The organism is Microvirga sp. KLBC 81, assembly GCF_003075415.1.
Classification (GTDB): Bacteria; Pseudomonadota; Alphaproteobacteria; order Rhizobiales; family Beijerinckiaceae; genus Microvirga.
This window is the reverse complement of record NZ_QDAH01000001.1, coordinates 263,573-289,092: the sequence shown is the minus strand read 5'-3', so window position 1 is coordinate 289,092 and position 25,520 is coordinate 263,573. Positions and strand designations below refer to the sequence as shown.

The window sequence follows — 25,520 nt, the reverse complement described above, 5'->3', positions numbered from 1 at the left end:
TCTATTTGTTCTTGCCACCGCCATTGCCGTTATTTCCGCTACCGGCGTTGCCGTTGCCGTTGTTGCCGCTACCGCCGTTGCCGCTGCCGCTGTTGCCCCCGCCACCACCGTTGCCATTGCCGTTGTTGCCGTAGTTACCGCCAGTACCTCCAGCGCCGCCGCTGCCCCCCGAGCCCGCGGGTGGCCCGCCGAAGGAGGCGCCACTGATCGCAACGCTCGCTTGCTGCCACTGAGCTGCAAGCTGAGTGCCAGCCCCCACGATGGAGATCAGCGCCGCGCCTGCGATCAGGCCGAGCAAAAGCGAATACTCAACCATTGCCGCGCCGGCATCATCTCGAACGACATGCTGCCAGAACCGCCCCCGCGTCCCCATTGTCTCTCCTATCGAGGTTGTTCAGCTATTAGTGACAGCGTTCCTATCGAGCCGCGAGCGATCAGACGGAGTAATCGCACCGAGCGAGCTTCTTGTGCCGTCCGCCTCGCGCGCGAGAGGCCGGTCTGGCTTCTCTGCTGCGCATGCGAATACTGGTGAGACCTTGTAGGACGATCGGCGGGATATTCTGGTGGCGTGACAGGCCGTCGCTACCCCATTGGAGAATCTCTCTATCCGTTCTTACCAATTTATGCTGTCCATGCGAACCAACTGAGGGAGAACGATGGTTCTGAACCTTCTACAGTCAATTGGTCACATGTTGTTCGATGGGGACGGTCTGGATGAATCCCAGACCGAAGACAATAAGCAAGACGATAAACAGGATGATGCCGAAGTTTAGCCTCGGCGCATCTTGAACTCGAAGACATCCCGTTCATTGCGAAAGCCCAGATACACTGGGCTTGCCTCTCGATAGCAGCGATGAACCAAAAAACGGAGCCGCCAGTACATCCGTGGCGGCCCCGCCCTCATGGCAAGGAACCGGCCCGCTAATCCTCAGCATCGATGGACACGAACCCGCTGGTTCGGACCGACGACATAGCCTTGGACCGCGCAGCCAGGACGATCAACCCGCTGCGGGAGTACCGGGAGAACCGCGCCGGCCACATCGACATCTCGCGGCGGGATGTTCACGATGATCTCTCGCGGCACGATTGGGGCGGTTGCCGGGACGGGGGTGCCATCCGGGTAGCGCAGCACCGGGTCAACGACTGTTCCGTCCGGATTGCGAAGGATCTGATCGGCCTGAGCCAGAGCCGCCGTGGGCAGCATGGCCCCAAGAGCCAGAAGACCGAGAAGCAGCGTGCGGGTGATCATGGGCCGTGTCCTGTCAGAGAACCCCTGAAGGAAACGGCAGGGCGGCCGACAGGTTCAGTCGTATCAAACGTATCAGCCGCGCCTGTACGCCCCGCTCCGGTCTAGCAGCAGGGCAAACGTTGATCAGGCAGCTTTCAGCTTCAGTAGTTTGATCGCGCGGCTGTGAGCACCCGCACCGCCCAACCCAAGTGTCAGCACTTTTTAGCTGATCCGGATCAGAGGGCAACGCAGTGGCGAGAGGCACGTTTCTGGGACTGCTGGCCGGTAAAGTAACAGAGTGTGCGGTAATACCTCTAAAGAGATCGCCCCTCCTTCGGAAGGACTAAGAAAAACTGTGCCGTCAAGATTGCTCAGTTCGCAGAGTCTGCGAATAATGTCTCCTGGGCAGGGGAAATAAACGTGGCGCACATTACGGCAAGTCCCGGATTCCGTCTCCGGATGGATGCGGCTGGCAACATTCCAGAACTTAACAGCTATTGGTCGCAACTGACCACCAAGTCCTACACGTCTTCCTCGTTTTCGACACCGCTGATCAAGGGCGGCTCCTATGGATCGACCTTCTCAATCCAAGTCGGAGGCGCACTTGCATTCAATAAGTTCAAAGCAACTCTGACGGGTCACGTCTCTTCTTTGGTGCTCCTGGAAAACGGTCAGACACGGCTTTCCGTCGCCACCAATGATCCGGTCTATGTCCAGAATGTCTCGCGTCTTCCGCTCAGTCTCTTCGTGCAGGGCAATGATGTCATTACGGGCTCGAGCCTCGACGACACAATCTTTGGCGTGACTGGAAACGATCGGCTCTATGGCAAGGGTGGCGCAGACCGCTTGAACGGAGGCTCCGGAAATGACGGCTTGGACGGCGGTCTCGGAAATGATGCCCTTTTCGGGGGCGATGGGCGCGATACCCTCACGGGTGGCGCTGGAGCAGACACGATCTCCGGCGGAGCAGGGATCGATACCATAAGTTACGTAGGATCGGATGCGCGTGTGAGCATCAATCTATCAACGGGAACAGGTTCAGGCGGGCACGCAACCGGCGACAGGCTGTCGGATATCGAGCGCGTGGTGGGCTCAAGATACAATGACGTAATCGTCGGCAACGGCCTATCGAACACACTCCAGGGCGGAGGAGGTCATGACTGGCTGAGCGGCGGTTCGGGAACCGATGTTCTCGAAGGTGGCATCGGGCGCGACACGTTGAGCGGCGGCTCGGGTGCTGACATCTTCGTGCTCCGGAACATCGCAGACAGCGGCATTGGTGAGACTAGGCGGGATCTGATTACGGATTTCACGCCCGCTGATGTGTTGGACTTGCGAAGCATCAGCAGCCGCTTCGCCTTGACCGGAGATTTCACGGGGAAGGGGGGGCCGCAGCTACACTACTATCATACGACTTCGAGCAACGGCACGCGCATCACGGTGGTTGAGGGCGATCTCAACGCCGACCGCAAAGCCGATTTCCAGATTGCCCTGAAGGGGCACATCGCGTTGTCGGCAGACAACATTCTTGGAGACTTGCTGGTCTCCCCTTCAGGAACTCCCGGAGGAGATCCCTTCACAGGTGGATCCAGAAACGACACGCTCGTTGGTGGATACGGCGCAGATACGCTCGTTGGCAATGGAGGAGATGATCATCTCTTCGGAGGCTACGGGAACGATGCCTTATTTGGCGACTCTAGTGAGCCCAGTTCTACTCGGTACCACGATTGGATCGGCACACCTGGGCACGATGCCCTCTTCGGGGAGTGGGGCAATGACACCTTGTACGGCGGGGCATGGAACGACACGTTGTCCGGCGGCTACAATGACGACGTGCTTTATGGCGAGAGTGGTGACGATGTGCTGCAGGGCGATTCAGGCGATGATGCCTTGGTAGGAGGCGCCGGAAAGGATCTGCAGCAGGGTGGGCTTGGGGACGACACCATCAACGTTGGTGCTGTGAGCGAAATGCTCGGTGACACGGTCGATGGCGGGTTAGGGATCGATACCCTTGTGGCTGACTATTCCGCTTTGGGGACAGGGCTGACCTTTACTGCCGCGGATGATCTCTTCACCTATTTCGCTCCCGGTGGCTTCTTGGTGACGGGCATCGAGATCTATCAGATCACCGGAAGCAAATTCGGCGACTCCATCACGGGCTATGCCCTCAACGACACGCTCAACGGCGGTGGCGGTGCTGATTACCTCCGGGGATTGGGCGGTGATGACAGTCTTGTCGGTGGCACTGGGAGAGACCTGCTGGACGGCGGCAATGGCGAGGATCATGTTTTTGGAGGCACCGATGACGATACACTCATGGGCGGGTTGGGGCGTGACACACTTTATGGTGAACAAGGCAACGATAGCCTGGACGGCGGAGATGGCCACGACACGCTGTATGGTGGGGAGGGCAATGACGGCCTGAGTGGCGGAGCGGGCAACGATACTCTCTATAATGACGCGGGCCGTGACACGCTTTGGGGTGGCGATGGCAACGACACGTTTAAGATTGGTGCTGATGAGGGGGCTGCCGATGAGGTCCATGGGGGAGCTGATGGCGATGAAGTCGAGTTTATCGTGTCCTCACCCTCTTCCGCTTATTCTGCCTATATTGATCTAGAAAATCAGGCGGCGAATGCTGGTATCGCTCACAATGATCGGTTTTCCGAGATCGAGAAATTCATCGGGACCGACTGGGACGACGTTTTCCTCGGGGACGGCATAGCAAACTATTTTGAAGGTGGTGATGGCGGAGATATTTTGAACGGACGGGGTGGTAACGACACTTTGGATGGCGGCCGCGGCAGCGATGTACTCACAGGCGGCGCGGGGGCAGATCTCTTTGTGCTGGACCTCTCCCTCACTAATGGTAAATGGCCCGCAGATATCATCACCGATTTCAATCGCGCGGAAGGCGATAAACTCGTCGTCCAGGGAGGCGTGCCTACCCTCGAACAGGGCCTCGACTCGAATGCAAGTGCAGCAGGCCCGGTTTTCATCTTCGAAACGGACACTCGACGTCTATGGTATGACGCCGATGGGAGCGATCCGGAGGGAAACCCGATCCTCGTTGCCACTCTGCTGAATGTAACAAGTCTCTTCACGACGGACTTCGTTTTATGATCTATTCCAGTGGGGCCGCCGGTACATCCGCGGTCGGCCCCGCCCTCACAAGCGCACCAAAAGCGCCCGTATCGTGCGGATCAGTTGAGAAGATCGTTCCATTCCGCTTCAGCGGTCTTTTGCTCGCCAATCCGCTTGTCGTCGGTATCGGCTGCTTTGGGTGCCAGCTTGGCGTGGACGTAGGGAGCGGCAGCCTGTGCCATGCGATCCCGGCGAGCTGGATCCTCAGCTTCGTTGTTCATTACCGAGAGCATGTACTCGAGCGGCGTGAGACCTTTGGCCCTTGCGAGGGCAATCTGCTCGCGTCCCTGCTTTTTCGGGACACCTTTACTGCTTCCTTTGGGGCGTCCGGCGCCTGGTCGTGTTCCACCTCTCGGCATTTCAAAACTCCTCACGTGAAATCAAAGGAGGGGTAAAATCTCTGCATGAGCCCAAGGCCGGTTCCCGAAGGGTAGAGCCACTAAAGTTTGGACCCGCCCCCTGCCTGCCAGTCCCAGGGTCGATCCCCGGCGCCTGCGTCTCGTGCGGCTCTGCCTGCCGTCTCCGGTCGGATCTGGGCGGACTTGGTGAGCCTGAGCGCCCGTGCTGTCGCGACCATGCCGCGTGTCTCCCGGTCGCGCATGGCCGTGAGCTTCATCAGCCGTTCGAGTCCGCCTTCCACCTTCAGCCAATCCGGTTCGAACTGGTCGATAGCGTCCGACAGCAGTTTGTGCGTGCTGACGTGACGGCAGTGCGCCGCGAGGATCGGCAGCGTCTCGCGTCCGAACCAATCGTGCGGCAGCCGGTTCACGATGGCCCGCCACGTCTCCGCTTGCGCCTCTGTGAGATCTTCTGGCGGTTGTGGGCGAGCATCGAGGATGTTCCTGACAACCGTCAGCTCTTCCCGGCCCTTTGGTCCTCGTTTCATCAAAAAACCTCACGTTTCTCAAAAGAGAGGCCCCAGGCCGGTCCAGGCCCCCATTGCCCCAGAGTTCCGACCTCCCCCCACTCTGGTCATGACTGCCCCCGTGCGGGCTGTATCGTGACCGATGGCGGGCGTTGGTGCGATGGGTGAGAACGGCGACCCTCTGCTGTTGCTGCCCGCCCTTGGCCTTCCTGACGGGCTTTGTGATGAGGCCCTCCCTGATGGCTTTGAGGCGGGCGCGACGATCCGCACGCTCCAGGGCCTTTCTCCGCTTCCGGCGCTCGGAGGGCTTCTCGTATTCTGCGTGGCGGCGCATATCCCGACGCAGACCGGCCTTGCGTATCCCCTTCTCAAGGGCACGCAGAGCGCGGTCCACATCGTTGTCATAGACTTGGACAAGCATGGTCAGAGACCCCTAGCCATTGCACGGGCGAGGTTCCTCTCGCGCTCATCAATTTCGGCCGCCATGCGTTGCTTGATGTCCATCACCCATAGGCTCGGATCGTTGCGCCGCTGCTTGATCCAAAGCGCGATCTTCACCGGGTCCCGGTGCGGACAGTAGACTTGCCGCCCCTCGAACGTGATGGTGTGATCGCATCCCACTGGCTCGGCAATGTTGAGGCGCGGGCGCTTCTCGCGGATGCGGGTCTCTATCATCAGCGGAGTTCCTTCGGGATGTCGTCGCGGGAGATAAAGCCGTTCTGTGCCGCCTCGCGGAGGTAGAGCGCAGCGCGGCTCTGGTTGTCGTGGGGATTGCCGAGAAGGGACGGGAACATCGGATGCAGCGCCGTCCATGCGACATCCTCTGCGCTCAGTGCGTTCGTGAACTGCGCATAGGCGATGTGCGCCTCGTGGAGAACCAAGAGCTTTTCGCAGATGTTCTTCACGAGTTGCTTGTGGTGATCCCTCACTTGGTCGCAGACCAGACGAGAGGCGCGGCCACGTTCCTCCGAGATGCGGCGGGTAAGTTCGACCTGCGCGGCGTCAAGGTCGCTGCGGCGCTTGGTGAGGGCCTGAAGACGGGTGGGAAGTTCGGCTCCCGCCTTGGGAGCAATCTCATCCCCGAGGATTTCGGCAACCCGCTGCTGCTGTGGTGTCACGGTCGGATTGGCCTTGTGTTCCAAGATCTCGTTCTTTACCGCCTCGGTCTCGGCTCTGATCTGGTTGATCTCGTTGTGGATCTCACGCTGCTTCTTCACAAGTGCAGCATAAGTGGGCGACAATTCCTCCAGAGATTGTACCAGGAAAGTTTCCGCGATTACCGGCTCGGTTGTCTTTAGCTTCAGAATAGCCATTGCCGTCTCCTGGGTCTTGGCTTAACCTTCTTCATGAAGCTACGGCTTTGCCTAATCCACTAAAACTATTTCGTGGATACTTTCTTAGTTTTGGCGTACTTTCTTCGAAGTCTTTCAGCGATGCTTCGCCAGGATTTGCGGTCGCCGTATGGATTCAGCCGGCGGGCCACACGGTAGAGGGCCTGAGAGAGGGACCGTGCCTCTCCTTGCTCAAAGAGATCCAGCGCCTCCTCAATGGCTTTGGTGTCGTTCATCGCAGGCCTGCCCGGCGATTGCTGATTCATAGCGCGGGCAGCGCGGGCACAGGCTGCATCACCGGTTTTCTTGGCCAGCGTCTGCAGGGCCTCACTGAGATCGTGGAGGAAGTTGCGTTCTCCGGCCTCGAGGGCGTCAGCCAGGTTGCGGAAGAGGGTGGCTGTATCACGCATGCCGCCCCTCCTGGTGCCGCACCTGATTTCCGCCTTCTGCCGCGCTGCGCCGCACTCGCACTTCCTTAATAGGGAAGTGCGGCGCGGCAGCCGGAACGCCGCACTGCCGCACTCGTGCCGCACTTAGTTTTGCGAAGTTCGGCACCCTAGTCATTGGCCCATTCTCCGACCACGACATATGTCCGAATCTCACGTCGCTCGTCCTTTTCATCGACGAGTCTGAGGGCACCATTCTTGATCCAGGTCTTGACCAGATTGCTGATCTTGGATCGGTGCGCCTTGTTCTGCGGATCGAGGTCAAGGACTTCAGCTACGGCCTTGCCGACCCAATCCCTTGCCAGAATGCTCTCGCGCCAGCGTCCTTGTGAAACGGCTTGCTGCACCTTCCGAAGGTCCCCAACCGTCATATCAGCGAAAGGATCAGGCCAGGCCCAGGATGTGACAACGCCGATGTTGTCCCCTTCAGACCCGAGCGGGCCATTGCCGAGAGGGACAGACGCCAGCTTGAACCAATGGGCTTGGTCGACTGGCGAGAGGTTGGCCTTGCCATTGTCGACCCTGAAGTGCAGTCGACGGTTCTCGACCCCTGCCTTTGCGGCCTCGTCCTCCGACATGGGATTGAGCACCCGGGCTGCACGAGCTGCAGCGAGGAGAGCCACGGCGCCGCGGCCATCCTCTACGCTCACCTCATTGCCGCCGGTCTTCCTAGCGTGGTGCACGAGCTCGATGGCGCAGCCGGTCACGTCAGCAATTTTGGCCCAGGTCTTTGCCACCCGGTCGATTGCGTTGTTGTCGTTCTCCGTAACCCTGTGGGACGAGACAAATGGGTCGATGATCACGAGGCCGATCTTGTTCGCCCTGATTGTCTCGATGACCTGCTCGACCACCGGTCCACAGATCACCGTCCCGCTCTTGGTCTGTTCGGCAATGGCGATATCGGTGTCCCGGCCGGAATTGACGAACAGGCGCCCCTGCAGGTCCTGGGGACCGATGCCGAAGTGGATGGCAGCCGCCACAATGCGCCGCTGCATTTCCTCGAGCGGATCCTCACCGTTCCAGACCCAAACGTTGGTTTGCTCGTCGGGCTGGACTCCGAGGAGAGGGCGGCCTGTGGCGATGGCGAGAGCCTCTACCACTCCGAGCGATGACTTGCCGACGCCGCCTGGTGATACCGTCGTGGAGACGAACTTGCGGATGTAGTGCCGGCCATAGATCCACTGGCGCATTGGGATGCGTTGCGGGTCACACCATTGGAATGGTGCGGCCACAATAGGGGCGGGGGGCTCGGCCTCTTGCGTGACCTGCCCATCCGGCGCCTTTCCCCATGATCGTTCAATCTCAACCCTGAGACGGTCTCGGCCTTCAAGATACTTGGACGCGCAGCCGTTCGGGTGTCGGCGCATTAGGGCTTCCAACTCGTCCGGTGTCATGCCGACCCGGACTGCCGCGTTAACGGCGCTCTGGAACTGTCCGGAACGGTTTTCTCCGCGTTCTGCAACGAGGGGCTCGACTGTCAGCAATCCTTTGCCATCATGAGGCCGCGAGGCGGGCGTTGCGCGCTGTTGCTTCGGCCGCACCGGGAACGCACCGAGGAGGGCTTCAGGAGTCCATATGGTGCCGTCCTGCTGCAGGAGCATTGTGGGCGTCATGACGCGCCCGCGCTTGCGTTTCTTGGCATTTGGAAAGTTCGGCGTTCCAGCGACACGGTAAGGTTGCGTCAACGTTCCGGTGTCATGGTCCGCACCCGCTGCGGCTCTGATCGCGTCACCAATGGGCTTGGCCATCTCCGCTGTGAGAGCTTGGTCGAGAAAGAACCACAGGTGCCGGTTGCCCGGCGATGTTTCGACAATGAGGGATGGTTGCGCGTTGACGTGGCCGGCTTGGTCCTTGTCATTGTCGGAGTCGATCACGAAGGCGAAGACGCCGCGCGTGTCGGCTGTTAAGCCTCTGCCCTTTGTGGCCTTCGGAACGGTGCGGGCTTCGACGTAGACGTTGTGGCCGGATGCAGCATAGTCGAGGCAGGCCCTAACCATGCCGTCAATATCGCCAATGGCGAACCGGGTAGGGGTTGCCCCTTCAACGGCAGGATGAACGACGACAAGCTGCAGGTAGCCGGGATCGCTGGCACCCTCGAATGCGCTTGCGGCATGTGCATGCAGGGTTGTGAGAAATGCGCGGACTGTGGCCTCGTCGGCCTGTATGGGGGCGTGAGCGTTCATTGCGCACCCCCGTTGAGGCGCTCATTGCGCGCGTGTATCGCATCGTTGTGGCGGATGATGCGCGCAAGGCTTACGGCGTAACTCTCGGCATCTTCTCTGGTGGAGAAGGCTACTGCCGGTCCTCTGCGTCCGTTCCGGTAGGCTCTGACCCGCCAGGCGCCATCATAGTATGCGACAGTGATCTGCAGACCGGCTGGCAAGTGGGTGATGTTGCTCATGCCCCGCCTCAATCGTTCTGCAGAAACAGTTCGCAGTTCCATTTGAGGACCCACTCGACGGCGATCCTGATGGCCTCGCTCTTGGAAAGGCCCATACCCAGGACAGCGCCGCCGCCGTCGCTGCTTACGTGGACATCCCAGCCGCGCATGCCCGGGAAGACGTAAATTGTCCGCTCAATGCCACCTACGGGCTTGGCGTCTTCGAGTTTGGGGGCGCGGGCGTTCGGGAGTTGGATGACGTTACTCAACGCGCCACCTCCCAACCGTAGAAGTGGCCTTCGTCGCTGAAGAGTCCCCTCAGGCGAAGGCTTGCCAATCGCGGGCCTTTCGCCCTAGATTTAATGTTGGAAGTTTTACCGAGCTTCTTGAGGCTATTTCCGCTGTTCCGGGCTCCTACCCCCGGAGCGGCGGTTTCTCTTTTGGGCGGTCCTGCCAGCAGGGCAGGGGAGAGATTAAAGCAGCTCATTACGCAGCCCTCTCAGCAGCCCGAGCAATCTCCCATTGTGCAAGATCACTCAATTTCCAGTAGCGCCGGTTGTTGATAATAATAGGCTGGGGAAAGGCGAGCCGCTCATCTCGGAGCCAGCGCCAGAGCGCCATATCGCTGACATTACCGTACCGAGTGCGGACCTGCTTGGCGGTCAACATAACTTCGTTGGGGTTCATCCTCACATCTCCTAAGACGCAAGAACACTTGCGCTGTAAGCACATTGCCTACGGCGTTTGCGGCAGTCTTTTCCCGAGTGAAACGGGAATGGTTTTTATGACGGTGCTGAGAAGCTCAAGCCATACATAGGCAACTGGAGATTAGTCGGGATGCGTACAGTTTCGGATGGTCGGAGTAGCGTGTCCGCGGCTTGTTTTCCGCGGAGTGTTTCACCCTTCAGGCGGTAGGCTTCAGATATGCCAAGGAAGGGGACAAGCCCGTCTAATCTGCACGGGAATGCCTGTGACTGCTCGCTGGCATACAGCGTGTTGGACACGTATGCTGCCCAAAAGTGAGCAACGCTTCGAAATCTCGGCCAGATCGCGTTGTCAAACGTCTTCTTCGATATGCGGATCTTTCCTCGAAGGCGCTTTGCGAGAAATTCCGTTACATCGGCGGCGACGCTTCCAAACTGCACCAAGCCGTTGATATCAGAGCGTCTGACTGCTTCATGGAATACCCATCCTGCCACAGTGCCGTGCCGCATCCTTTCATTCGCTGCGGGATTCAAATCGAGTATGCGTGGGGTCTCCAATGCCATAGCGAAGAGTTCGCGTAGAAAGTCGTGATCAGCAACACCTTCAGGGGGATGTCTTAGAGTCTCCAGTCTTGCGGCTCTCAACCAAGCATCGCGGGCGCCCTCGTCATCTGGCCAGAGCATTGCGGCCTCAACTATCGCGAGGTCATAGCGAATCGGCTGTTTCACGCAGTCTGGTGCTAGGTCGAGGACGAATGCACCGGTCATGCGCCCCTCCCGCCCTGAGGCGCCAGAATGTTGCCGCCGTTGGCTCCTCCAACGAGATTATTAACAAACTGGCCCCAAGCCACTAGCGCCTGCCGTTTCTCATCGGCGTAGGAGTAGCGGTTGTAGACAGCAGCGACACCGCTGACTGTCCCGCTGGTGTGATTCAAGACTGCCTCAATGATGTGCGGAGCATGTCCAAGCCGGGCGAGACCAGATGCCAGGGTGCGGCGCAGATCATGGAGGCGCCATTCGGGCAGATGAACGCTCTCCGGATCATAGCCGCGCTCCTCGGCCTCCTTCCGGGCCTCTTCCAGCATCCGCTTGTCGAGGCGGCGCTTGGCGACAGAGTATCCAGAGATCGCGGAGTCGCCAGTTGTGGTGAACAGGTATCCGGCTTTGCTCAAGACACGGGGCATGCCGGCCAGAACCTCCTGAGTGGCGGCGCTCAGCGGCACGTCATGGGCAATGCCGTTCTTGGTTCGCTCGCGGGGGATAGTCCAGAGATCCCCATGCTTGATTTCGCCATATCGTGCCTTTGCCACCTCGTCGCGGCGCTGTCCGGTGAGAAGGAGGAGACGGACGAAGGGGCCAAAGGGATAGCCTGTGCGCTCCGTTGCCTTCCACAGCCAGCGGATTTCGTCATCCGTTAGGATCCTGTCGCGGCTCGTCTCCTCCGCGGGAGGTTTCACCCGGGCACATGGGGAGGTGTCGAGTACCGACCGCTCAATGAGCCAGTTGTAGAACTTGCGGACAGCGGCAAATGTCCGGTTGGCTGTTGTTGGGGAGCCGCGGTCGATGAGACCGTCAAGCAACTCGATTACATCGCGTCTGGTGATATCCTGGACCCGTCGCTCACCCCAGACCGGGCGAACCTCCCGGTTCAGGAGCCGCTCAACCTCGCCGGCGTACCTAGCGCGCCCCTTGGCCCTAACATGCCGCTCGAGGAAGACATCGAGCTGCGCTGATATAAGATCCCGCTTGGGCTCACCATCTTTGGCCTTTTGCGCCGCCTCCCGCTTCTCGGCCGCGGGATCCTGACCCTCCGCCACCTTTTGCAGCGCATCGCGAGCTCGGGATCGGGCCGTTCCCAGATCAAGAGCAGGGTAGGGGCCGAGGGTGAGCTTGCATGGCTTTCCGGCATATCGGTAGCGCACGGCCCACGAGCGGGCGCCGCTTGGCTGGATAATGAAGTAGAGGCCAACAAGCAGGCCATCCGGAATTTCCAGCCGCTTGCCCGAGTCGGGTTTAAGACGCTCTACACTCTGGGCTGTGAGGGCCTTGGCCAATATTGCCTCCTGTCAGGGTATCATTAGGGTAACGGAGTCGAGGCGTTATGGACCGTTACCCAGAATGATAATCATAGCCTAACAATTGGCTTAAAACCTTATGGTGTAAGCAGTTCTCCACTAGAAAAGCATCTGACCTTGTTAGGGGTAGTTACCTAAAGTCATCTGCTTGTGGATCTGGGGGTCCCCCGTTCGAGCCGGGGCGGCTGTACCATTCAAAATCAAGCACTTAGCACTCGCAGGTTCGAGGGCTGCTCACACCAGATCGGTGAGTATGACCAAGCGGTGCTCCCCTCCCTTTTTACGCATCCAATGAGCCGGCCCTTAGGGTCTGGTCCATGCTGCAGGTCCGGTTTCTCTTGCAGGTAACAGGGGCTGCATACCTGAGTGCAGGATCCCAGACAGCCCAAAAGTGATTGGTGAGGCGTGCCGGGAGGCTAATAAGCTGCCCCTGATGGCCGGTTCTTGTTTTGGAGAAAATCGATTTGAGGTGATAGAGCACTGCCTGGGCGCCGACCCATGTTCATTCGCAATCTACTGCGTATCCAGGCCTCTGAGAAGCGCCGAGGCGACCCGAAGTTCGGCCGGGATCAATGGAAAGTCCGTTCCAGGATTTCGAGCGCCAAGGGCCGATTCTCGCTTGGGTCATCGATCAGGAGGAGGGCACGGGTTTCCTGAAAAAACATTGGAGGCCTGCTGCACGATAGGATTGGTGCGAAGATCGTCAGGTTCGGGTGAGCAGATGAGGCCCCCATGACACTCCGGGTACGTTGGAATGACGGCACTATTGGCCGCCCATGATCGACCGGCAAGATCAATGCGTTTCCCCGAAGTTGCGAGAGAACTGTCCCCTCGTAAATACTCCAACGGCAGGCATCTTCTGTTTGTGCTCTACTTCGACCCTGATCGAAGATTGTTGGCTCAGTTACCCTTCTGATGCGAGATTCCGCTACGAGAGGTACAGTACATTGTCTCCTTGATCAGAATATCTTCCAGATTTGGCGTTCTTACCGAAGCCCTACCTATTCGGGTAGTAGAGGCGAGAATGCTCATGTCGTATTGCCATACTGTACCAAATTGCCCTCTCCAGAGAGTCGGTAATGGGTAGGACATGCATCGAGAGGCAGAATTGTCGGAAGTTTTGCTATAACCTTGCGAAAGGTTATAAATTAGGTTATCGGGTGACAATTCTCCGGAAGTGAACAGAAGAGGGGCAGACTATGGCAACGACGCCAAGTGCATTTTTCAACGGATTTGGGAACGAGCCGGGTCTCGCAGACTTGGCTATTAACAAGACCCTTCCGAGGGGCTTCGTCGAATTCGAGAATTTCCACCGCGGCCGGTCTAGTGCAGAGACTTTTAGGGGCACTCGCGGCAACGATGTCTTTATCGTGGGTGCTGGCGACAGGGTTGCCTTCTCCGGCGGTTATGATGCGGTCGTGACGGATCAGACCTTCTCCATCGGCACGGCGCTTAACGTGGGTACCGTCCAGCTGACTGGCTCCACCAACGCCAGCATCACGGGCTCTTCGCTGAAGAACAATCTCATGGGCAATGCCGGCAACAACGTCATCAGGGGTGGCGATGGTGTGGATATCCTGGCGGGCAATGCCGGCAATGACGCGCTCTATGGCGGTTACAAAAACGACATCGTTCTGGGTGGCGAGGGCAACGACAGGGTCTACGGCAATAACGAAGACGACGTCGTGAAGGGCGGCGCCGGCAATGACACCGTCGATGGCGGCTCGGGCAGCGACAAGGTCTACGGCGATGACGGCGATGATTCTGTCAACGGCGGCGCTGGCAATGACACCGTCCGTGGTGGCGCCGGCAATGATCGGGTCGTCGATACCTCCGGCAGAAACAAGCTCTACGGCGATGCCGGCAACGACACCATCAAAGCTGGTTCGGGCAACGATACCATCGACGGTGGCACGGATAACGACAAGCTGTATGGCGGCTCCGGCAATGACAGCGTCCTCGGTGGCGACGGCGATGATTTGCTCTTCGGCGGCTCCGGCGACGACAGGCTCCTGGGCGGCGCGGGCAACGACACCATCGTGGGCGACGCTGGCTCCAATGTCTTCACCGGCGGCGCCGGCGATGATCTGTTCATGATCGAGCAGCAGACGGGCAAGTTGGACACGATCATGGACTTCGATGTCGCTGGTGGCGATGTCATCGACCTGTCGGATACCTATGCTCAGGGCATGGGCGATCTGAAGATCGAGAGCGACGGCAGGGGCAACACGATCGTGACCGTCAGCGATGGAACGAAGTTCAAGCTCGTCGGTGTCAATCCTGACGCTCTGGACGCCACGGCCTTCCACTTCGGTCTCTAACCGATAGGTAATCCCGTGGGCCAGACAGCTGCGATGCGTCCTCAGGATGCCTCGGACATGGCGGGCCCACTCTGGTGTGTGCCGGTTTCCGGCGAGATCGGAGCAGTCTGGGGGAGCTTTCCCCCAGGTTGCCAATTTTTAGGAATCGAAGGTCCAACCGGCTTTGTGGCGCCGATCGAGCGTCACCGGATCTTCTCCCAGTCGTTCTCCACGGTTTTTTACACCATCCCAATTCGCGGCCTTCAGGACGGACGATCGATTTGCGCCGTCCTTCGCGATTCCGGTGGTGCTGAAATCAAGCCTGTGCTCGATTTCAGGCTCGGCTACTGGCAGGTTCCCGGCGTGCCGCAGATCGTGTCGTTCATCGTCTCGCGCATTCTGCCCAAGCTCCGGGGAATGAACGACCACTCCACTCTCGAGCGCTTCCTCTCGTTCCTGTGCTCCTGGCGCGCATCATGCCGACTTGCCGCCGAAATCGGCGACAAGGCCGTTTACTCGCTCGATATCGCACCCAGGCTCTTCACGCCTGAGCAGGCCTGTCTGTACGTCGCGCAGCAGAGGCTTCATCGCGCATCAGCAGGCTGCTTCGGGACAGAGGGGCACGCAGTCCTGGTCGCTCCTCGGGAGGGATTCGAGCGGGCCTATACCGAGATCAATGGCGAGCTGGTGCAACTCGACCTGCTGAATGATCCTGTCACGGAGCAGGAGGCCATCGTCTGGATTCAGAACCTCGCTCCCTCGGCAAAGAGCAACCTGCTCGACCGTCTGTCGCCGACATCGCCGGATTATCAGAGCCTTGCGCCGTTCCTGATCGCTGCCTCGCCGAAGGCAGCTGCAATACCTCTGGCTGAGCGAGGGGCAAGATTCAGCATTGAGCGTGCCTTCTCTGCATCCGGCCAATTGTTTGTGTTTCTTGAGAGTACGGGCGAAGCCCCTCTGGACAACCTGCAGATCGAGCCGTTCGGGGCCTCGTGTGATCGACAGACCGCGCTGGATCTTCTCTCCTGCACTTGTCCTCATGATGAGCTGCTGAAAACCCGCTTCGTTGCAAAGGTGGACTTGCGTGATCAGCCGCCCTCTTCGGTCTGCCGAGTTCGTGTCGACATCGGCGATCAGCATGTGCAGCAATGGGTTCAGATCCAGCCGGGAAATACAGATCGTTGCCTCGATTTCATCCAGGCGTTCTGGCCGTTGGCTGACGGCGACGAGCGCTTTCTTGCAGAAATTGCGTCGCCACTCGCGCGAGCATGGGCTCGGCGCCCGATCATGCAGCCAGTCAGACGGATGGGCCTGTCTTCTCGCAGCGAAAATCCGCCCAGCATTGATCTGCAGATTGCCGCAGAGGCAAGTCTTACGCGGCTTCACAATACTCTCTGGGGTGTGAGGTCATCGATCGCTTCGGATCAGCCGATCCGCGTGACCCTGCCATGGACAGATGATCCGGAGGGAACGTGTCGCCAGGCTAAGGAATGGATCTCCCGGTACGGCTTTCAAGGCTCGGTTGAGATGTTGCCTGCTCATGCGACTGAAGCCGCTGCACTCCACCTTCGACCGCAGCAGCCTTCAATAGCTCTAGTTGCGCTAAAGGCGGGATTTATCCCGCCGCGTGACGGGTGGTTGGCAGAGGTCGCAAACCATCTTCGCCAGGCGCCGCGAACCGCGCTGATCGGCTTGGCGCCGAATCGTAGGCAGAGGGGGCTTGGCGTAGCCGAGATATCTGCCGACGATCTGTGTTCTCTGTTGAACGATGACGCCATCGTGGCCGTGGCTGTCTCAAGCGATCTCATCGGATGCTCGCCAATGCGCAGTTTGGTCTGCTGTACACTGGCCGGTGCGTGGGTTGAGTGGCTCATAGGCATTCTGGGGCAGGGGGGACGTGTTCATCATCACGCCGGTCTCGAGCTTTGGGACACGGATCCGTCCCACAGGTCGAGAGGGTTTGGCATTGCCGTCGACCTGATGTCCCTCTCGCAAGAGGCCGGTATGGCGGAATATCACGAGCGACAGACGCCACGTGATAATGTAATAAGTGCATAATACGAAAATTGAAGCCTTCCATTTTGCGGAACAGGCCGGAAGAGCGTTGGGTTGCACATGAATCAGAAAGCTGGCGAAACCGTCGTCGCACTGGCAGTTCGGCATTGCCGGTCCCACTTCGCCTATGCGCTTGGTTTCAATGTCCTGGTCAATATTCTTCTGCTGGCATTCCCGCTGTTTTCGATCCAACTCTATGATCGGGTGCTGAGCTCGCGTAGCATCGAGACGCTTATCGCCCTTTTGGCCGGGCTGATTATCGCTCTTGCCTTCAAGGCCGTGTTCCAATGGGTTCGCGGCGCCCTTTTCGTCAGAGCCGCCATGCGGCTCGACCGTCTTCTGGCAGACCGCATCTTCGCGGCCTTGATCGAGCGCAATGCCAGAGGAGCTTCAGCTGAAGGAAGTCAGGCTCTCCGCGATCTGGATACTTTTCGGCAGTTTGCAACCGGACAAGGCGCATTGGCGGCGATCGATGCGCCTTGGGCCATCGTCTTTTCCGGCGTCCTGTTGGTTCTCGATTTCGAGGTCGGCGTTGTCGCGATCGTCTGCACATTGCTCATGGGCGTTGCCACGGTCGTCAATTCGCTGGTCACAAAGCAGGCTCTTGCTGAAACCTCGCAGGCGACGACCAAGTCCTACACCTTTGCCGAGACCAACCTGCGTGGCTCCGAGGCCATCGTCGCCATGGGCATGGTGGGACCGGTGGTTCGGAAATGGCGGCAATTGCGCAACCCGAGTCTGAGCACTCAGGTCAAAACCAGTCAGCGAGGCGTGCTCTTCAACGCGATCCTGGGATCGGCCCGCATCCTCGTTCAGGCTCTGATCATGACGATCGGCGTGATCGAGATCATTACCAGCGACGCACCGAGCGGAATGCTGTTTGCCGCCATCATCATCTCGGGTCTCGCCATGCGCCCCATCGAGCAGCTGGTCTCGGCTTGGGAGCAGTATGTTCCGACTCGTCAAGCGCTGCGGCGCATTGAGGCTGTTTTGAGCGAGGAACTGCGGACGAGGGATGGGATGCCGCTGCCCAAGCCGCAGGGGCATCTGACCTGCTACGGCCTCTATTATATGCCGTCGGGAAGCGAGCGCCCGATCCTGTCAAACATCAACCTGGCCATTCAGCCCGGTGAATCTCTTGGCCTGATCGGTCTCAATGGATCTGGCAAGACGACGTTGGCTCGCCTGCTGGTCGGCAATCTGAAGCCGACACGGGGCCAGATTCGTCTTGATGGCGTCGACATCTGGTCCGCCAATCGTGAGGATCTGGGTCGCCACATCGGATATCTGCCGCAGAACATCTCCATCCTGAACGGGACGGTCGCAGAGAACATCGGTCGGTTCGGTATGCTCACGCATGACGAGATTGTGGATGCCGCCAAAGCTGCAGGTGCTCACGATCTGATCCTTCGTCTGCCCAAGGGCTACGACACTGAGATCGGAGAGGGTGGTCATCCGCTCTCAGGTGGACAGCGGCAGTTGATTGCACTTGCGCGTGCTGTGGCCGGGTCCCCATCCCTGGTCGTCTTGGATGAACCGAATTCAAATCTCGACGGTCAGGCGGAGGCCGCTCTGGTTGCTTGCATCGCCAATCTGAAGCAGCGTGGTATCAGTTCTGTGCTCATCACCCATCGCCCGACCCTGATCCGTGATCTTGACCATGCTGTGGCGTTGAAAGAAGGGCAGGTCGTCAGTGCTGGCGCAACCGAGAACGTCTTCAAACGTCTTGGCCGCCCGGTTGTCGTGAAGAACGCCGGACAAGCAGAGTAGGAGTTGAGCCGATGAGCATGGCTGCTTCGTTGTCATCGGACAGCACCTTGGACAATTCGGCGGATTCTGCGCGAAATCCACTCCTGATCGGTGGAGCCGCCGCGTTTCTCATGGCGCTGCTCCTCGTCGTTTGGGCCTCGACCATGTCAGTCTCGGGTGGCGCGATCGCCGGCGGCAAGGTGGGGATCGAAGGCAATCGCAGGGCTGTTCAGCACCGCGAGGGCGGGCCCGTCAGGGCCATTCTCGTTCGCGAGGGACAACGCGTCGAGAAGGGACAACCACTTCTCGAATTGAAATCGACCGATCTCCAGGCCGAGGTTTCCATTCTGGAAAGCACGCGCGTCGCAACCCTGGCGAGACTCGCGCGCCTGCGGGCCGAGGCGCGAAATGCAGAGGAGATCACATGGTCCGCTCCGCTCCTCGATCTGCGCGGCGATATTCAGGCACGCTCGATCCTTGAGCAGGAAACGTCTGTTTTCGAAGCTCGCCTGTCCGCGTATCGCGGGAACGTCAATCTCCTCCAGCAGCAGATCGAGGGACGCCGCCGCCAGATCGAGGGCTTGGAGGCACGCTTGGTCGCGACTCAGACGCAGCTTGTGTCTGTCGATCAGGAACATGCGTCTCTGCTGCCGCTTCTCGAGCAAGGCTTGGTTGCGCGCCCCCGTGTTCTGACTCTGGAGCGGACTTCCGCTGCGTTGACCGCAGATATTCAGACCATCAAGTCGCAGATCGATGCGGAGCGCAGCAGCATTCAGCTGGCCGAGACGCAGATTGCCCAGTTGCAGCGAGACCGGCGTGAAGCCGTGTCCACGGAAATCACCGAGATGGAAGCCAGACTTGCCGAAGTCGCACCGCGCTTGACGTCAAGCAAGGAACGGCTTGAGCAGACCACGATCGTGGCGCCTGAGACTGGCTATGTCTACGGCCTCAACATCTTCAATCAGGGAGCCGTCGTCATTCCTGGTCAGACGATTCTCGAGATCGTTCCGGATGCAGATGCTCTCGTTCTGAATGTCGAAGTGAACCCGCAGGATGTGGAACGTGTGCGGCCAGGTCAGCAAGTCACCGTGCATCTGCTCGCCTATTCGCAGCGCTACCAGTCGGTGGTCAAGGGGCGTCTCGAAAAGGTTTCGGCGGATCGCTTTGACGATGTTCAGAAGCAGAGTTCCTACTACAAGGGTGTCGTGAAGATTGATCCCGCCGAGCTGAAAATGGCGAATGTCGAGCTTGTTCCCGGGATGCCTGTTCAGGTGGTGATCGAGACAGGCGAGCGTACGATCATGTCCTATCTGCTGGAACCGATCTTCCACGTGGCCGATTTTGCCTTCAGGGAACGGTAAGACGAGAGCATTGCTCACAAAAACCCGGTCGAGAACTCGAAAGTTTTTGTTTTCTCAGCCTTGAAGAAGCTCGAGGTACCTCGGGAACGTGCGCGTTGTGAAATCATAGTTCTCGACGATTGTCTCCCGCGCGCGGCGGGACAGGCGTTCACGCTGCGCCGGATCGTCGAGCAGTTCGCAGACCGTGTCGACGAGGGCCGCGCGATCGAAGAAGCCGAATGTGCGCCCGTTTTCTCCATCTTTTAGGACGTCGAGAACCGGACCGGTGGCGGATCCCACCATCGTACAGCCGCAGGCCATGGCCTCCAGGAAGGACCAAGACAGAACGAACGGGTAGGTCAGATAGACATGCACGGACGAAATCCGCAGCAGGTCCAGGTAATCGGCATAAGTGAGATTGCCAAGGAAGTGAACGCGGTTGGGGTCCAGGCTGGCCCCGACCTCGTCAAGCATCACGGATTTCCACGATTGGCCACTTAGGTGTCGTCGGCCATAGCTCACATCTTCGCGTCCGACGAGCACAAACTGCGCCCTGGGCCGCCGGCGCATCAGCTCCGGAAGAGCCCGCATGAAGACATGGAAGCCGCGGTAGGGCTCCAGCGAGCGGGACACATAGGTCACAACCTCATCCGCCCTTGTCAGCGTTGCTCCGTTCGGCAATCGGAATGATGCATGTGGATGAGGTGCAACAAGAGCGGTGTCGATGCCTTCATGCAGCACGTGAAGCTGTGACCGGATCGGCGGCGGAAAAAGGCTCGCCTGCCATGGCATCGGCGTGATGCACCGCGAAGCGGCTGCGAAGGCCATGAGGTTGGTGGCATTGCGCATGGGTACGTAGCGCATGTCGATGCGGGCCGGTGGAAACTCCGGGTCGAAGTCGAGGTCGCTGTCGCGGGTTTTGTAGAAATACTCAAGATAAGCGATGAACTTGGCCTCGGGAAAGACCTCAGAGACGAACATCGCATCGCCCCAGCCTGGATGTCCGAGAACAACATCCGGGCGATAGCCGCGATCACGCAAACGGGTCAGAAGATCAGCGACGCTTTTTCCGGTGCGGGCATGTTCGGCGAAATCCTGCGCGACCGGAAAGACCGCTTCGACGGGCCCGGTCGGGTGGCTGTAATGGACATAGTCCAGGTGCCCAGTCTCAGCCTCGCTCCGCTCCCCGTTCCCGACCCCAACCAGCCGCCACCCCTCGCGCGCGGAAAGCGCCTTGGCGAGCAGCTTGAATTGACCAGGGAAGTTGGGGTGGATGAGGAGGAGGTTCATGAGGTAGGGCGCTTCCTCGATTGCAGAGGGAAATATGACATTCTGAGTTGTCAGGGACACAGATGGTTGAAGAGCAATGCGATGCCCATCGCTCTTCAACTTGCCTTAATAGAGTTTACCCTACTGTCCAAACACCTGCTTAAGGCTGATCAAGCATATGCCTGTGATAGCGCATGTGTGCCTCGACATCGCGACGCTGGTACACGTCGGCAATCCAAGGCTCACTATAATAGATCGGCTCCCATGAGACGTCATCGTTCGGAGAGCCATTCCGTACAGCCGCATAGACCGCATTCGCAAAGCCCATTGCTTCCGCCTGGAAGGGGCGATCTTCCATAAAAGCCTGGCCGCCTTGGGAAAGGTTGTAGGCGAGCTCTTCGTTGGTCACAATTTCAATCAACGCACTTGCAATGGACTCAGGCGTCTGGTGTGCCAGGAGCATTCCCTCAGATGGAAAGTCGTAGATTGTGTTGTTGCGATACAGATCTACTGTCGGCAAACCGCACGACATCATTTCGAACGGCACACGAGACGGATTCGATGAGCTGATGCATAAGCCAGCAAGTGCTTCGTTGTATAATCCGGCAAGCTCGCGAGGTGAGATGATTCCAAGCTGCTCAGTCTCAAACCACAAGTCTATGGGCTCACCACCAAAGAGCCTGATTCGTACCTTCGGCAGTCTCGCTTTGACAATTCCGAGAGCTTCCAGAGCAAGGCGAGTGCACCGTCTTGGCTTCTCGGGCTGAACAATTGCACATACAGTCAGCTCGCGATCATAGAACGACTTGTATGTGCGATAGACTCCGCGGTCCACGCCAAAATCGATAGAATAGGGAGTGTTGCCGAACTCCCGCTTGAGACGCTGGCTCAGCCATCGCCCAAGTGTGATTGTTTGAAGTCCATACAGATAGCTTGCTTCGCCAAAGACGAAGCCGTCTCCCATAGGGTTGAAGCCTGCCTCATAGTCTTGAACCAGATATAGTCTATGGCTGGCGCCCGAGTCGCGTGCGATAACGGCGGTATCCCAGCGCGTTGCGATCACGACGTCGTAGCCAGAAAGGTCACAAGGCCAGCTTTTAAAGCCAAGCCCGTTTACCGTGTAGAAATCCGTCACCTGTCGCGAGACGCTTTGAGGATCGTCGATCGGATCGATCACCACCACATCGACGGCGCTGCCGCGGGCCATGAGTGCAGCACCATAGCTGAAGATTGTCCGCAGGCCGCCGGATCCCTTGATGGGAGCAGGAGATAGAATTGCGATACGCATTATTTTGCTCATAGTCTTAATGGGTAGATAAGCAGAGGATCACCGAGACTTCATGAGGGCCTTCTAGAGCCGGAAGCTGGATTGATGATCGCGAATTCTCGTGGGCGATGATTCTGCCGTTCTCATCTTCGGGAGCATTCGAGGCAATTGCGATCGGGCGCATAATGATGTAGCGGCGGCCTTCACCGCTTTGGCAATTTCTCACCGAAACGAGAATTTTGTCGACGTAGACACTGGGGTCGGGACCGAGATTGACCCACTCCAGCTCCATCGATGTCATCGTAAAAAAGGAAGCATAGGAGATTGCTCGTCCGTCAGCGGATATGAAGTAATCTGCTGGGAGATCCAGTTCCTCTCCGGTTGATGCGGTCAAATACATTCGAGCTGCGCAGAAGCGTTCATTACATGGCATGTGAAAACCGGCCGACTTGAGAAGGAGCTTCTCAAACATATGAGGCCGATCATGCTTCATGAGTCCAAACAGCCAGTAGGCTGGCAGATGATTGAGCTGGTCAGCAGTACCATAACGAACCAGTTCGCGGAAATACAGATCGCAGATCTGCTCCGCAGTCTCCGAGCCATTGTTCTCTTCGTGGTTCCATGTACCGATCTCGGCAAGCTCGGCGTCTGTCGGCAGAACCGTCAAACGGCCGAGTAGAATCTGCAAGGCCACCTCCATGTTTGCCAGGGAGGTCGGCGCAGCTCGGTAATGTGGATCGTCCCGCAGGACCAGATAGCTCTTGAGGAACTGTCTCACACCATTCCTTAGATCGCGCAGAAACAGGCTCTGTGCAGGATGAGTGCTGTTGTGAGAGAAGAGAACCTGGCCTTGCGGTCCGTAGCCTTTGACCGATCCGACGTCAGCCGAACAGACCTGCTCGAAGATCTCCTTGCAGCGTAGGATAATGTCGGAAACATTGCGGGGCAGGCCGCAACTAACAAGAAATCCTTGTGACAGCGTGCCCCGTGCGATCTCATCCTTCGCGTTATTGTCAGTGGCGAGATACAACCCAACTGTGGGATTGTTGCAACCGACTTCCTTAAGTGCATTCTCAAGAACGCGCTGTGACTTAGTGGTCCACCCCAAATCGACGAGGCCAATAGTTTCCTCATCACGGCGAAGCTCCAGTGCTCCAGCCATGGCATCGACATAGCGCTTGAACGAAGCCCTTTGCCTCAGAGCCCAGCTTTGAATGGGTGACCGGAACTTATTGGAACTGCTTAGGGTTCGAATGATCGCATCAGTCTCCTCTGAGCCGCTCCGGAGGGGGAGATCGCGGAGGAGGGCAGGGAACTCGCTAGTGAGCTCAGGGGCGCCAATCCGTGCAAAGAAACTTCGGAGAGTCAGCGGAGTGCGCCGCGAAAAGAAGAAAGTCTTGAACTCGTCGGCGTCGCAATTCTGAAACAGAGTAGGATACGTAACGGCCCTGGAGGAAAGAAAGGGTGCAGCGAAGACGCGAGCTCCAGTATGCTCCGCATAAAGGTTAATGAGTTCCGAGAGAAACAGGCCTTCGCGAGTGAGGCAAAAGAGCTTTTCAATGCCGAGCTTCGTTGCGCGCCGGACAATCCATTCGACAAAGCCGGTTAGAACCGGTCCCACAGTCGCAAAGGCAAGGTCTGAGGCGAGAGACGGTGAATGGATGTGTCCTCTCGCCGCGAAGGACACATGTCTGCGTAGAGGATCGATCCCTACCTGCAAATCGTCGCTGCTCCAATCGTAGCCTAAAACTGCAGCCAACTGATTCTCAAGATAGGTTCGTTCCCTGTCGATATCCTTGAATTGTCGGAGGAAGATTGGAAACGCACCAATGCGTTCGGCGCCAAGGTAATCAGCTTCATGGCTGTCACCGATATGCATGATCGCAGCTGGTGAGAAGCCGAATTCATCGACAACCGATGCTAGTAGACCTCTTCCCTTATCCACATGCCTCTCGCACGAGACGAAGATGTCCTCGGCTCTCACCTCAACCGGAAGCTTGCCCTCAAGAAGCCTGAGAATGTGCAAGGCAGAGAAGTACGTGTCCGAGACGTACGCGATCTTGAGGTCCTGCGAAGAAATCCAAGCGATAAGGTTCGCAATGATAGGATCGAGATAGGTGTTCCGGCGCTCGAACTCTACTTCGACCTCTATTGCGGCCGATCTTGGCCCCGCAATGCAGGCTTCAAGCTCCTGATAGATCTCATCAAGGGTTACTTCCCAGATCTCGCCTCGGGCAGTCTTCTTCACTCGTGCCCGCGTTTCGGCAGCACGTCGGGCTTCGGCGAATGCCGCAGGTTCGATAAATGGCGAGAGGAGACACTTAGCTCGCAATTCACGCCCTAAGCCCAGGAAAATATGATGGGGAGCGCGGGCAGGGCGCCAGACCACGGTGTCAAAAATATCAAAAGTTATACATGAGGGGCGGCGACGAAGGATTATTTCCTTGATCTGCTCAATGCAGGCAAGGTGCTCATGCATCTTGGCGCCATCGGCGCGGCCCAAATCCATATTGACGACGGACTTGAGGCGCTCTTTCAGATCCGCACGGTTTACAAGACCGCGATTTCGGATCGAGCTGATCTTGAATACTCTCCCAGGTGCCTTTTCAATCGACATTGGTCTTCACACAGTAATCAGATATCGGGGTTGGGGGATGGCAGTGAACCGAGCCATGCTGATGAGCTGATTGCCGCTGATCCTGTGAAACCCACTGCGACTCTGCCCGATGGTAATTTCCTTGCTCACATCTCGGTAAGTTGCGCGAATGACTTTTGCTGTCACGGGGCCGGCAGCTTGACGCAGGTCCAACCTGAAACTGCAGGCGCCAGCTGCGTATCCGGTCTCGAAGAGATCCTGCCGGTATTCCGTCGGCCAAGCGAAGAATTGTCTATTATCAATGATGAGAGAAACAGGCTCATCGTTGTTGGCGAGCGGCGACCATGCCCACCCGCTAATGACGTCGTCTTCAATGGAGTCGATGTGCAATTGGGTCCGGTTATAACTGGCGGCCGGAACGACCATCACCGGACTCTTATAGTCTTTCCGACCAATGCGGATTTGCAGGGAAACATCGTCGCTTTGGAGGGATTCATCATCGACAATGTACTCGAACCCTACAAAACGATGAGAAATCTGAGACGGGAGACTGTCCGTCCAGAAAGTATCGCAGACTATCTTTCGCCGCTTGCGCTGTATCGTGAGGTCAATAACGACAGGTTCAGACTGACCACTCACATGCGCCGCCCAGCCGCTCAAACGGCGACCATTAAGGCGCCAGCGGCCGATAACGGCTCCTTGGGCCGAATTGATATAGCCAGACAGCAATGGATGCCCCCGTATGGCGTGCATTTATGGTTCGATAATTGC

Annotated in this window: 22 protein-coding genes and 1 pseudogene; 5 read left to right on the top strand and 18 right to left on the bottom strand. The window is 58.2% G+C overall.

The features are described from left to right. Nucleotide 1: 1 nt before the first annotated feature. A complete protein-coding gene (locus DC522_RS01375; protein ID WP_116526896.1) occupies nucleotides 2–373 on the bottom strand; it encodes a Flp family type IVb pilin in 372 nt (123 codons plus the stop codon). Between the two features lie 555 nt (nucleotides 374–928). Beyond that, nucleotides 929–1,249, bottom strand: coding sequence for a hypothetical protein (locus DC522_RS01370; protein WP_116526895.1), 321 nt, complete (start codon nucleotides 1,247–1,249; stop codon nucleotides 929–931). Nucleotides 1,250–1,648: 399 nt separating this feature from the next. On the opposite strand from DC522_RS01370, the gene DC522_RS35740 reads away from it, so the two are divergent. Beyond that, a complete protein-coding gene (locus DC522_RS35740; protein WP_133239205.1) occupies nucleotides 1,649–4,351 on the top strand; it encodes a calcium-binding protein in 2,703 nt (900 codons plus the stop codon). Nucleotides 4,352–4,431: 80 nt separating this feature from the next. Here DC522_RS35740 and DC522_RS01360 read toward each other — a convergent pair whose 3' ends face one another. The 12 genes and pseudogenes from DC522_RS01360 to DC522_RS01310 all read right to left on the bottom strand — a co-directional run bounded on the left by DC522_RS01360 (nucleotide 4,432) and on the right by DC522_RS01310 (nucleotide 12,152). Next, nucleotides 4,432–4,731: a hypothetical protein gene (locus DC522_RS01360; RefSeq protein WP_116526893.1), complete on the bottom strand. Its 300-nt coding sequence runs from the start codon at nucleotides 4,729–4,731 to the stop codon at nucleotides 4,432–4,434. An 80-nt stretch (nucleotides 4,732–4,811) separates the two neighbouring features. Beyond that, nucleotides 4,812–5,258: a hypothetical protein gene (locus DC522_RS35730; RefSeq protein WP_245443896.1), complete on the bottom strand. Its 447-nt coding sequence runs from the start codon at nucleotides 5,256–5,258 to the stop codon at nucleotides 4,812–4,814. A 262-nt stretch (nucleotides 5,259–5,520) separates the two neighbouring features. Continuing rightward, a pseudogene (gene rpsU, locus DC522_RS35725) lies at nucleotides 5,521–5,658 on the bottom strand (30S ribosomal protein S21); the annotation flags it as partial. Nucleotides 5,659–5,660: 2 nt separating this feature from the next. Continuing rightward, on the bottom strand, nucleotides 5,661–5,912 hold the full coding sequence (locus DC522_RS01350; RefSeq protein ID WP_116526891.1) for a hypothetical protein: 252 nt from the start codon (nucleotides 5,910–5,912) through the stop codon (nucleotides 5,661–5,663). Beyond that, a complete protein-coding gene (locus tag DC522_RS01345) occupies nucleotides 5,912–6,550 on the bottom strand; it encodes a hypothetical protein (RefSeq protein WP_116526890.1) in 639 nt (212 codons plus the stop codon). The genes DC522_RS01350 and DC522_RS01345 overlap by 1 nt, the downstream gene beginning before the upstream one ends. 65 nt (nucleotides 6,551–6,615) lie before the next feature. Next, nucleotides 6,616–6,978, bottom strand: a complete 363-nt coding sequence (locus tag DC522_RS01340; RefSeq protein WP_116526889.1) for a hypothetical protein — start codon at nucleotides 6,976–6,978, stop codon at nucleotides 6,616–6,618. A 146-nt stretch (nucleotides 6,979–7,124) separates the two neighbouring features. Then, nucleotides 7,125–9,197 (bottom strand): AAA family ATPase, encoded by a 2,073-nt coding sequence (locus DC522_RS01335; protein ID WP_116526888.1) that lies wholly within the window; start codon nucleotides 9,195–9,197, stop codon nucleotides 7,125–7,127. Continuing rightward, nucleotides 9,194–9,415, bottom strand: a complete 222-nt coding sequence (locus tag DC522_RS01330) for a hypothetical protein (protein WP_116526887.1) — start codon at nucleotides 9,413–9,415, stop codon at nucleotides 9,194–9,196. The genes DC522_RS01335 and DC522_RS01330 overlap by 4 nt, the downstream gene beginning before the upstream one ends. Nucleotides 9,416–9,423: 8 nt before the next feature. Continuing rightward, a complete protein-coding gene (locus DC522_RS01325) occupies nucleotides 9,424–9,663 on the bottom strand; it encodes a hypothetical protein (RefSeq protein ID WP_116526886.1) in 240 nt (79 codons plus the stop codon). Between the two features lie 217 nt (nucleotides 9,664–9,880). After that, the gene (locus DC522_RS01320) at nucleotides 9,881–10,081 is read right to left on the bottom strand and encodes an AlpA family transcriptional regulator (RefSeq protein ID WP_205769453.1); all 201 of its coding nucleotides are present in this window, start codon (nucleotides 10,079–10,081) and stop codon (nucleotides 9,881–9,883) included. A gap of 95 nt (nucleotides 10,082–10,176) precedes the next feature. Beyond that, nucleotides 10,177–10,866, bottom strand: a complete 690-nt coding sequence (locus DC522_RS01315) for a hypothetical protein (protein WP_116526885.1) — start codon at nucleotides 10,864–10,866, stop codon at nucleotides 10,177–10,179. Continuing rightward, the gene (locus DC522_RS01310; RefSeq protein WP_116526884.1) at nucleotides 10,863–12,152 is read right to left on the bottom strand and encodes a site-specific integrase; all 1,290 of its coding nucleotides are present in this window, start codon (nucleotides 12,150–12,152) and stop codon (nucleotides 10,863–10,865) included. The genes DC522_RS01315 and DC522_RS01310 overlap by 4 nt, the downstream gene beginning before the upstream one ends. A gap of 1,220 nt (nucleotides 12,153–13,372) precedes the next feature. On the opposite strand from DC522_RS01310, the gene DC522_RS01305 reads away from it, so the two are divergent. Genes DC522_RS01305 through DC522_RS01290 form a run of 4 tightly spaced genes read left to right on the top strand, consistent with a single transcriptional unit; the run spans nucleotide 13,373 to nucleotide 19,638 of the window. Next, nucleotides 13,373–14,494: a calcium-binding protein gene (locus DC522_RS01305; protein ID WP_116526883.1), complete on the top strand. Its 1,122-nt coding sequence runs from the start codon at nucleotides 13,373–13,375 to the stop codon at nucleotides 14,492–14,494. A 57-nt stretch (nucleotides 14,495–14,551) separates the two neighbouring features. Continuing rightward, complete coding sequence (locus tag DC522_RS01300) at nucleotides 14,552–16,531, top strand: hypothetical protein (protein WP_133239204.1); 1,980 nt, start codon at nucleotides 14,552–14,554, stop codon at nucleotides 16,529–16,531. 57 nt (nucleotides 16,532–16,588) lie between these two features. Next, nucleotides 16,589–18,298, top strand: a complete 1,710-nt coding sequence (locus DC522_RS01295; protein WP_116526881.1) for a type I secretion system permease/ATPase — start codon at nucleotides 16,589–16,591, stop codon at nucleotides 18,296–18,298. A gap of 11 nt (nucleotides 18,299–18,309) precedes the next feature. Continuing rightward, nucleotides 18,310–19,638 (top strand): HlyD family type I secretion periplasmic adaptor subunit, encoded by a 1,329-nt coding sequence (locus tag DC522_RS01290; RefSeq protein WP_116526880.1) that lies wholly within the window; start codon nucleotides 18,310–18,312, stop codon nucleotides 19,636–19,638. A gap of 54 nt (nucleotides 19,639–19,692) precedes the next feature. On the opposite strand, the gene DC522_RS01285 is transcribed toward DC522_RS01290, so the two are convergent. The 4 genes from DC522_RS01285 to DC522_RS01270 form a co-directional block, all read right to left on the bottom strand. Continuing rightward, entirely contained in the window at nucleotides 19,693–20,907 is a 1,215-nt protein-coding gene (locus DC522_RS01285; protein WP_116526879.1) for a glycosyltransferase, read from the bottom strand. Nucleotides 20,908–21,046: 139 nt separating this feature from the next. After that, a complete protein-coding gene (locus DC522_RS01280) occupies nucleotides 21,047–22,174 on the bottom strand; it encodes a glycosyltransferase family 4 protein (protein ID WP_116526878.1) in 1,128 nt (375 codons plus the stop codon). 16 nt (nucleotides 22,175–22,190) lie between these two features. After that, nucleotides 22,191–24,770, bottom strand: coding sequence for a hypothetical protein (locus DC522_RS01275; protein WP_116526877.1), 2,580 nt, complete (start codon nucleotides 24,768–24,770; stop codon nucleotides 22,191–22,193). A 6-nt stretch (nucleotides 24,771–24,776) separates the two neighbouring features. Continuing rightward, nucleotides 24,777–25,478 carry a hypothetical protein gene (locus DC522_RS01270; RefSeq protein ID WP_133239203.1) on the bottom strand — a complete coding sequence of 234 codons (702 nt, stop codon included), beginning with the start codon at nucleotides 25,476–25,478 and terminating at the stop codon, nucleotides 24,777–24,779. Between the last annotated feature and the right edge of the window lie 42 nt (nucleotides 25,479–25,520).

Bases quoted from the DNA above. Each gene is read 5' to 3' on its own strand.
- DC522_RS01340 (WP_116526889.1), bottom strand. From the start codon at position 6,978: ATGCGTGATACAGCCACCCTCTTCCGCAACCTGGCTGACGCCCTCGAG.
- DC522_RS01350 (WP_116526891.1), bottom strand. From the start codon at position 5,912: ATGATAGAGACCCGCATCCGCGAGAAGCGCCCGCGCCTCAACATTGCC.
- DC522_RS01285 (WP_116526879.1), bottom strand. From the start codon at position 20,907: ATGAACCTCCTCCTCATCCACCCCAACTTCCCTGGTCAATTCAAGCTG.
- DC522_RS01360 (WP_116526893.1), bottom strand. From the start codon at position 4,731: ATGCCGAGAGGTGGAACACGACCAGGCGCCGGACGCCCCAAAGGAAGC.
- DC522_RS01330 (WP_116526887.1), bottom strand. From the start codon at position 9,415: ATGAGCAACATCACCCACTTGCCAGCCGGTCTGCAGATCACTGTCGCA.
- DC522_RS01300 (WP_133239204.1), top strand. From the start codon at position 14,552: ATGGCGGGCCCACTCTGGTGTGTGCCGGTTTCCGGCGAGATCGGAGCA.
- DC522_RS01275 (WP_116526877.1), bottom strand. From the start codon at position 24,770: ATGTCGATTGAAAAGGCACCTGGGAGAGTATTCAAGATCAGCTCGATC.
- DC522_RS01345 (WP_116526890.1), bottom strand. From the start codon at position 6,550: ATGGCTATTCTGAAGCTAAAGACAACCGAGCCGGTAATCGCGGAAACT.
- DC522_RS35730 (WP_245443896.1), bottom strand. From the start codon at position 5,258: ATGAAACGAGGACCAAAGGGCCGGGAAGAGCTGACGGTTGTCAGGAAC.
- DC522_RS01335 (WP_116526888.1), bottom strand. From the start codon at position 9,197: ATGAACGCTCACGCCCCCATACAGGCCGACGAGGCCACAGTCCGCGCA.
- DC522_RS01290 (WP_116526880.1), top strand. From the start codon at position 18,310: ATGAGCATGGCTGCTTCGTTGTCATCGGACAGCACCTTGGACAATTCG.
- DC522_RS01320 (WP_205769453.1), bottom strand. From the start codon at position 10,081: ATGAACCCCAACGAAGTTATGTTGACCGCCAAGCAGGTCCGCACTCGG.
- DC522_RS01370 (WP_116526895.1), bottom strand. From the start codon at position 1,249: ATGATCACCCGCACGCTGCTTCTCGGTCTTCTGGCTCTTGGGGCCATG.
- DC522_RS01280 (WP_116526878.1), bottom strand. From the start codon at position 22,174: ATGCGTATCGCAATTCTATCTCCTGCTCCCATCAAGGGATCCGGCGGC.
- DC522_RS01305 (WP_116526883.1), top strand. From the start codon at position 13,373: ATGGCAACGACGCCAAGTGCATTTTTCAACGGATTTGGGAACGAGCCG.
- DC522_RS01315 (WP_116526885.1), bottom strand. From the start codon at position 10,866: ATGACCGGTGCATTCGTCCTCGACCTAGCACCAGACTGCGTGAAACAG.
- DC522_RS01295 (WP_116526881.1), top strand. From the start codon at position 16,589: ATGAATCAGAAAGCTGGCGAAACCGTCGTCGCACTGGCAGTTCGGCAT.
- DC522_RS01375 (WP_116526896.1), bottom strand. From the start codon at position 373: ATGGGGACGCGGGGGCGGTTCTGGCAGCATGTCGTTCGAGATGATGCC.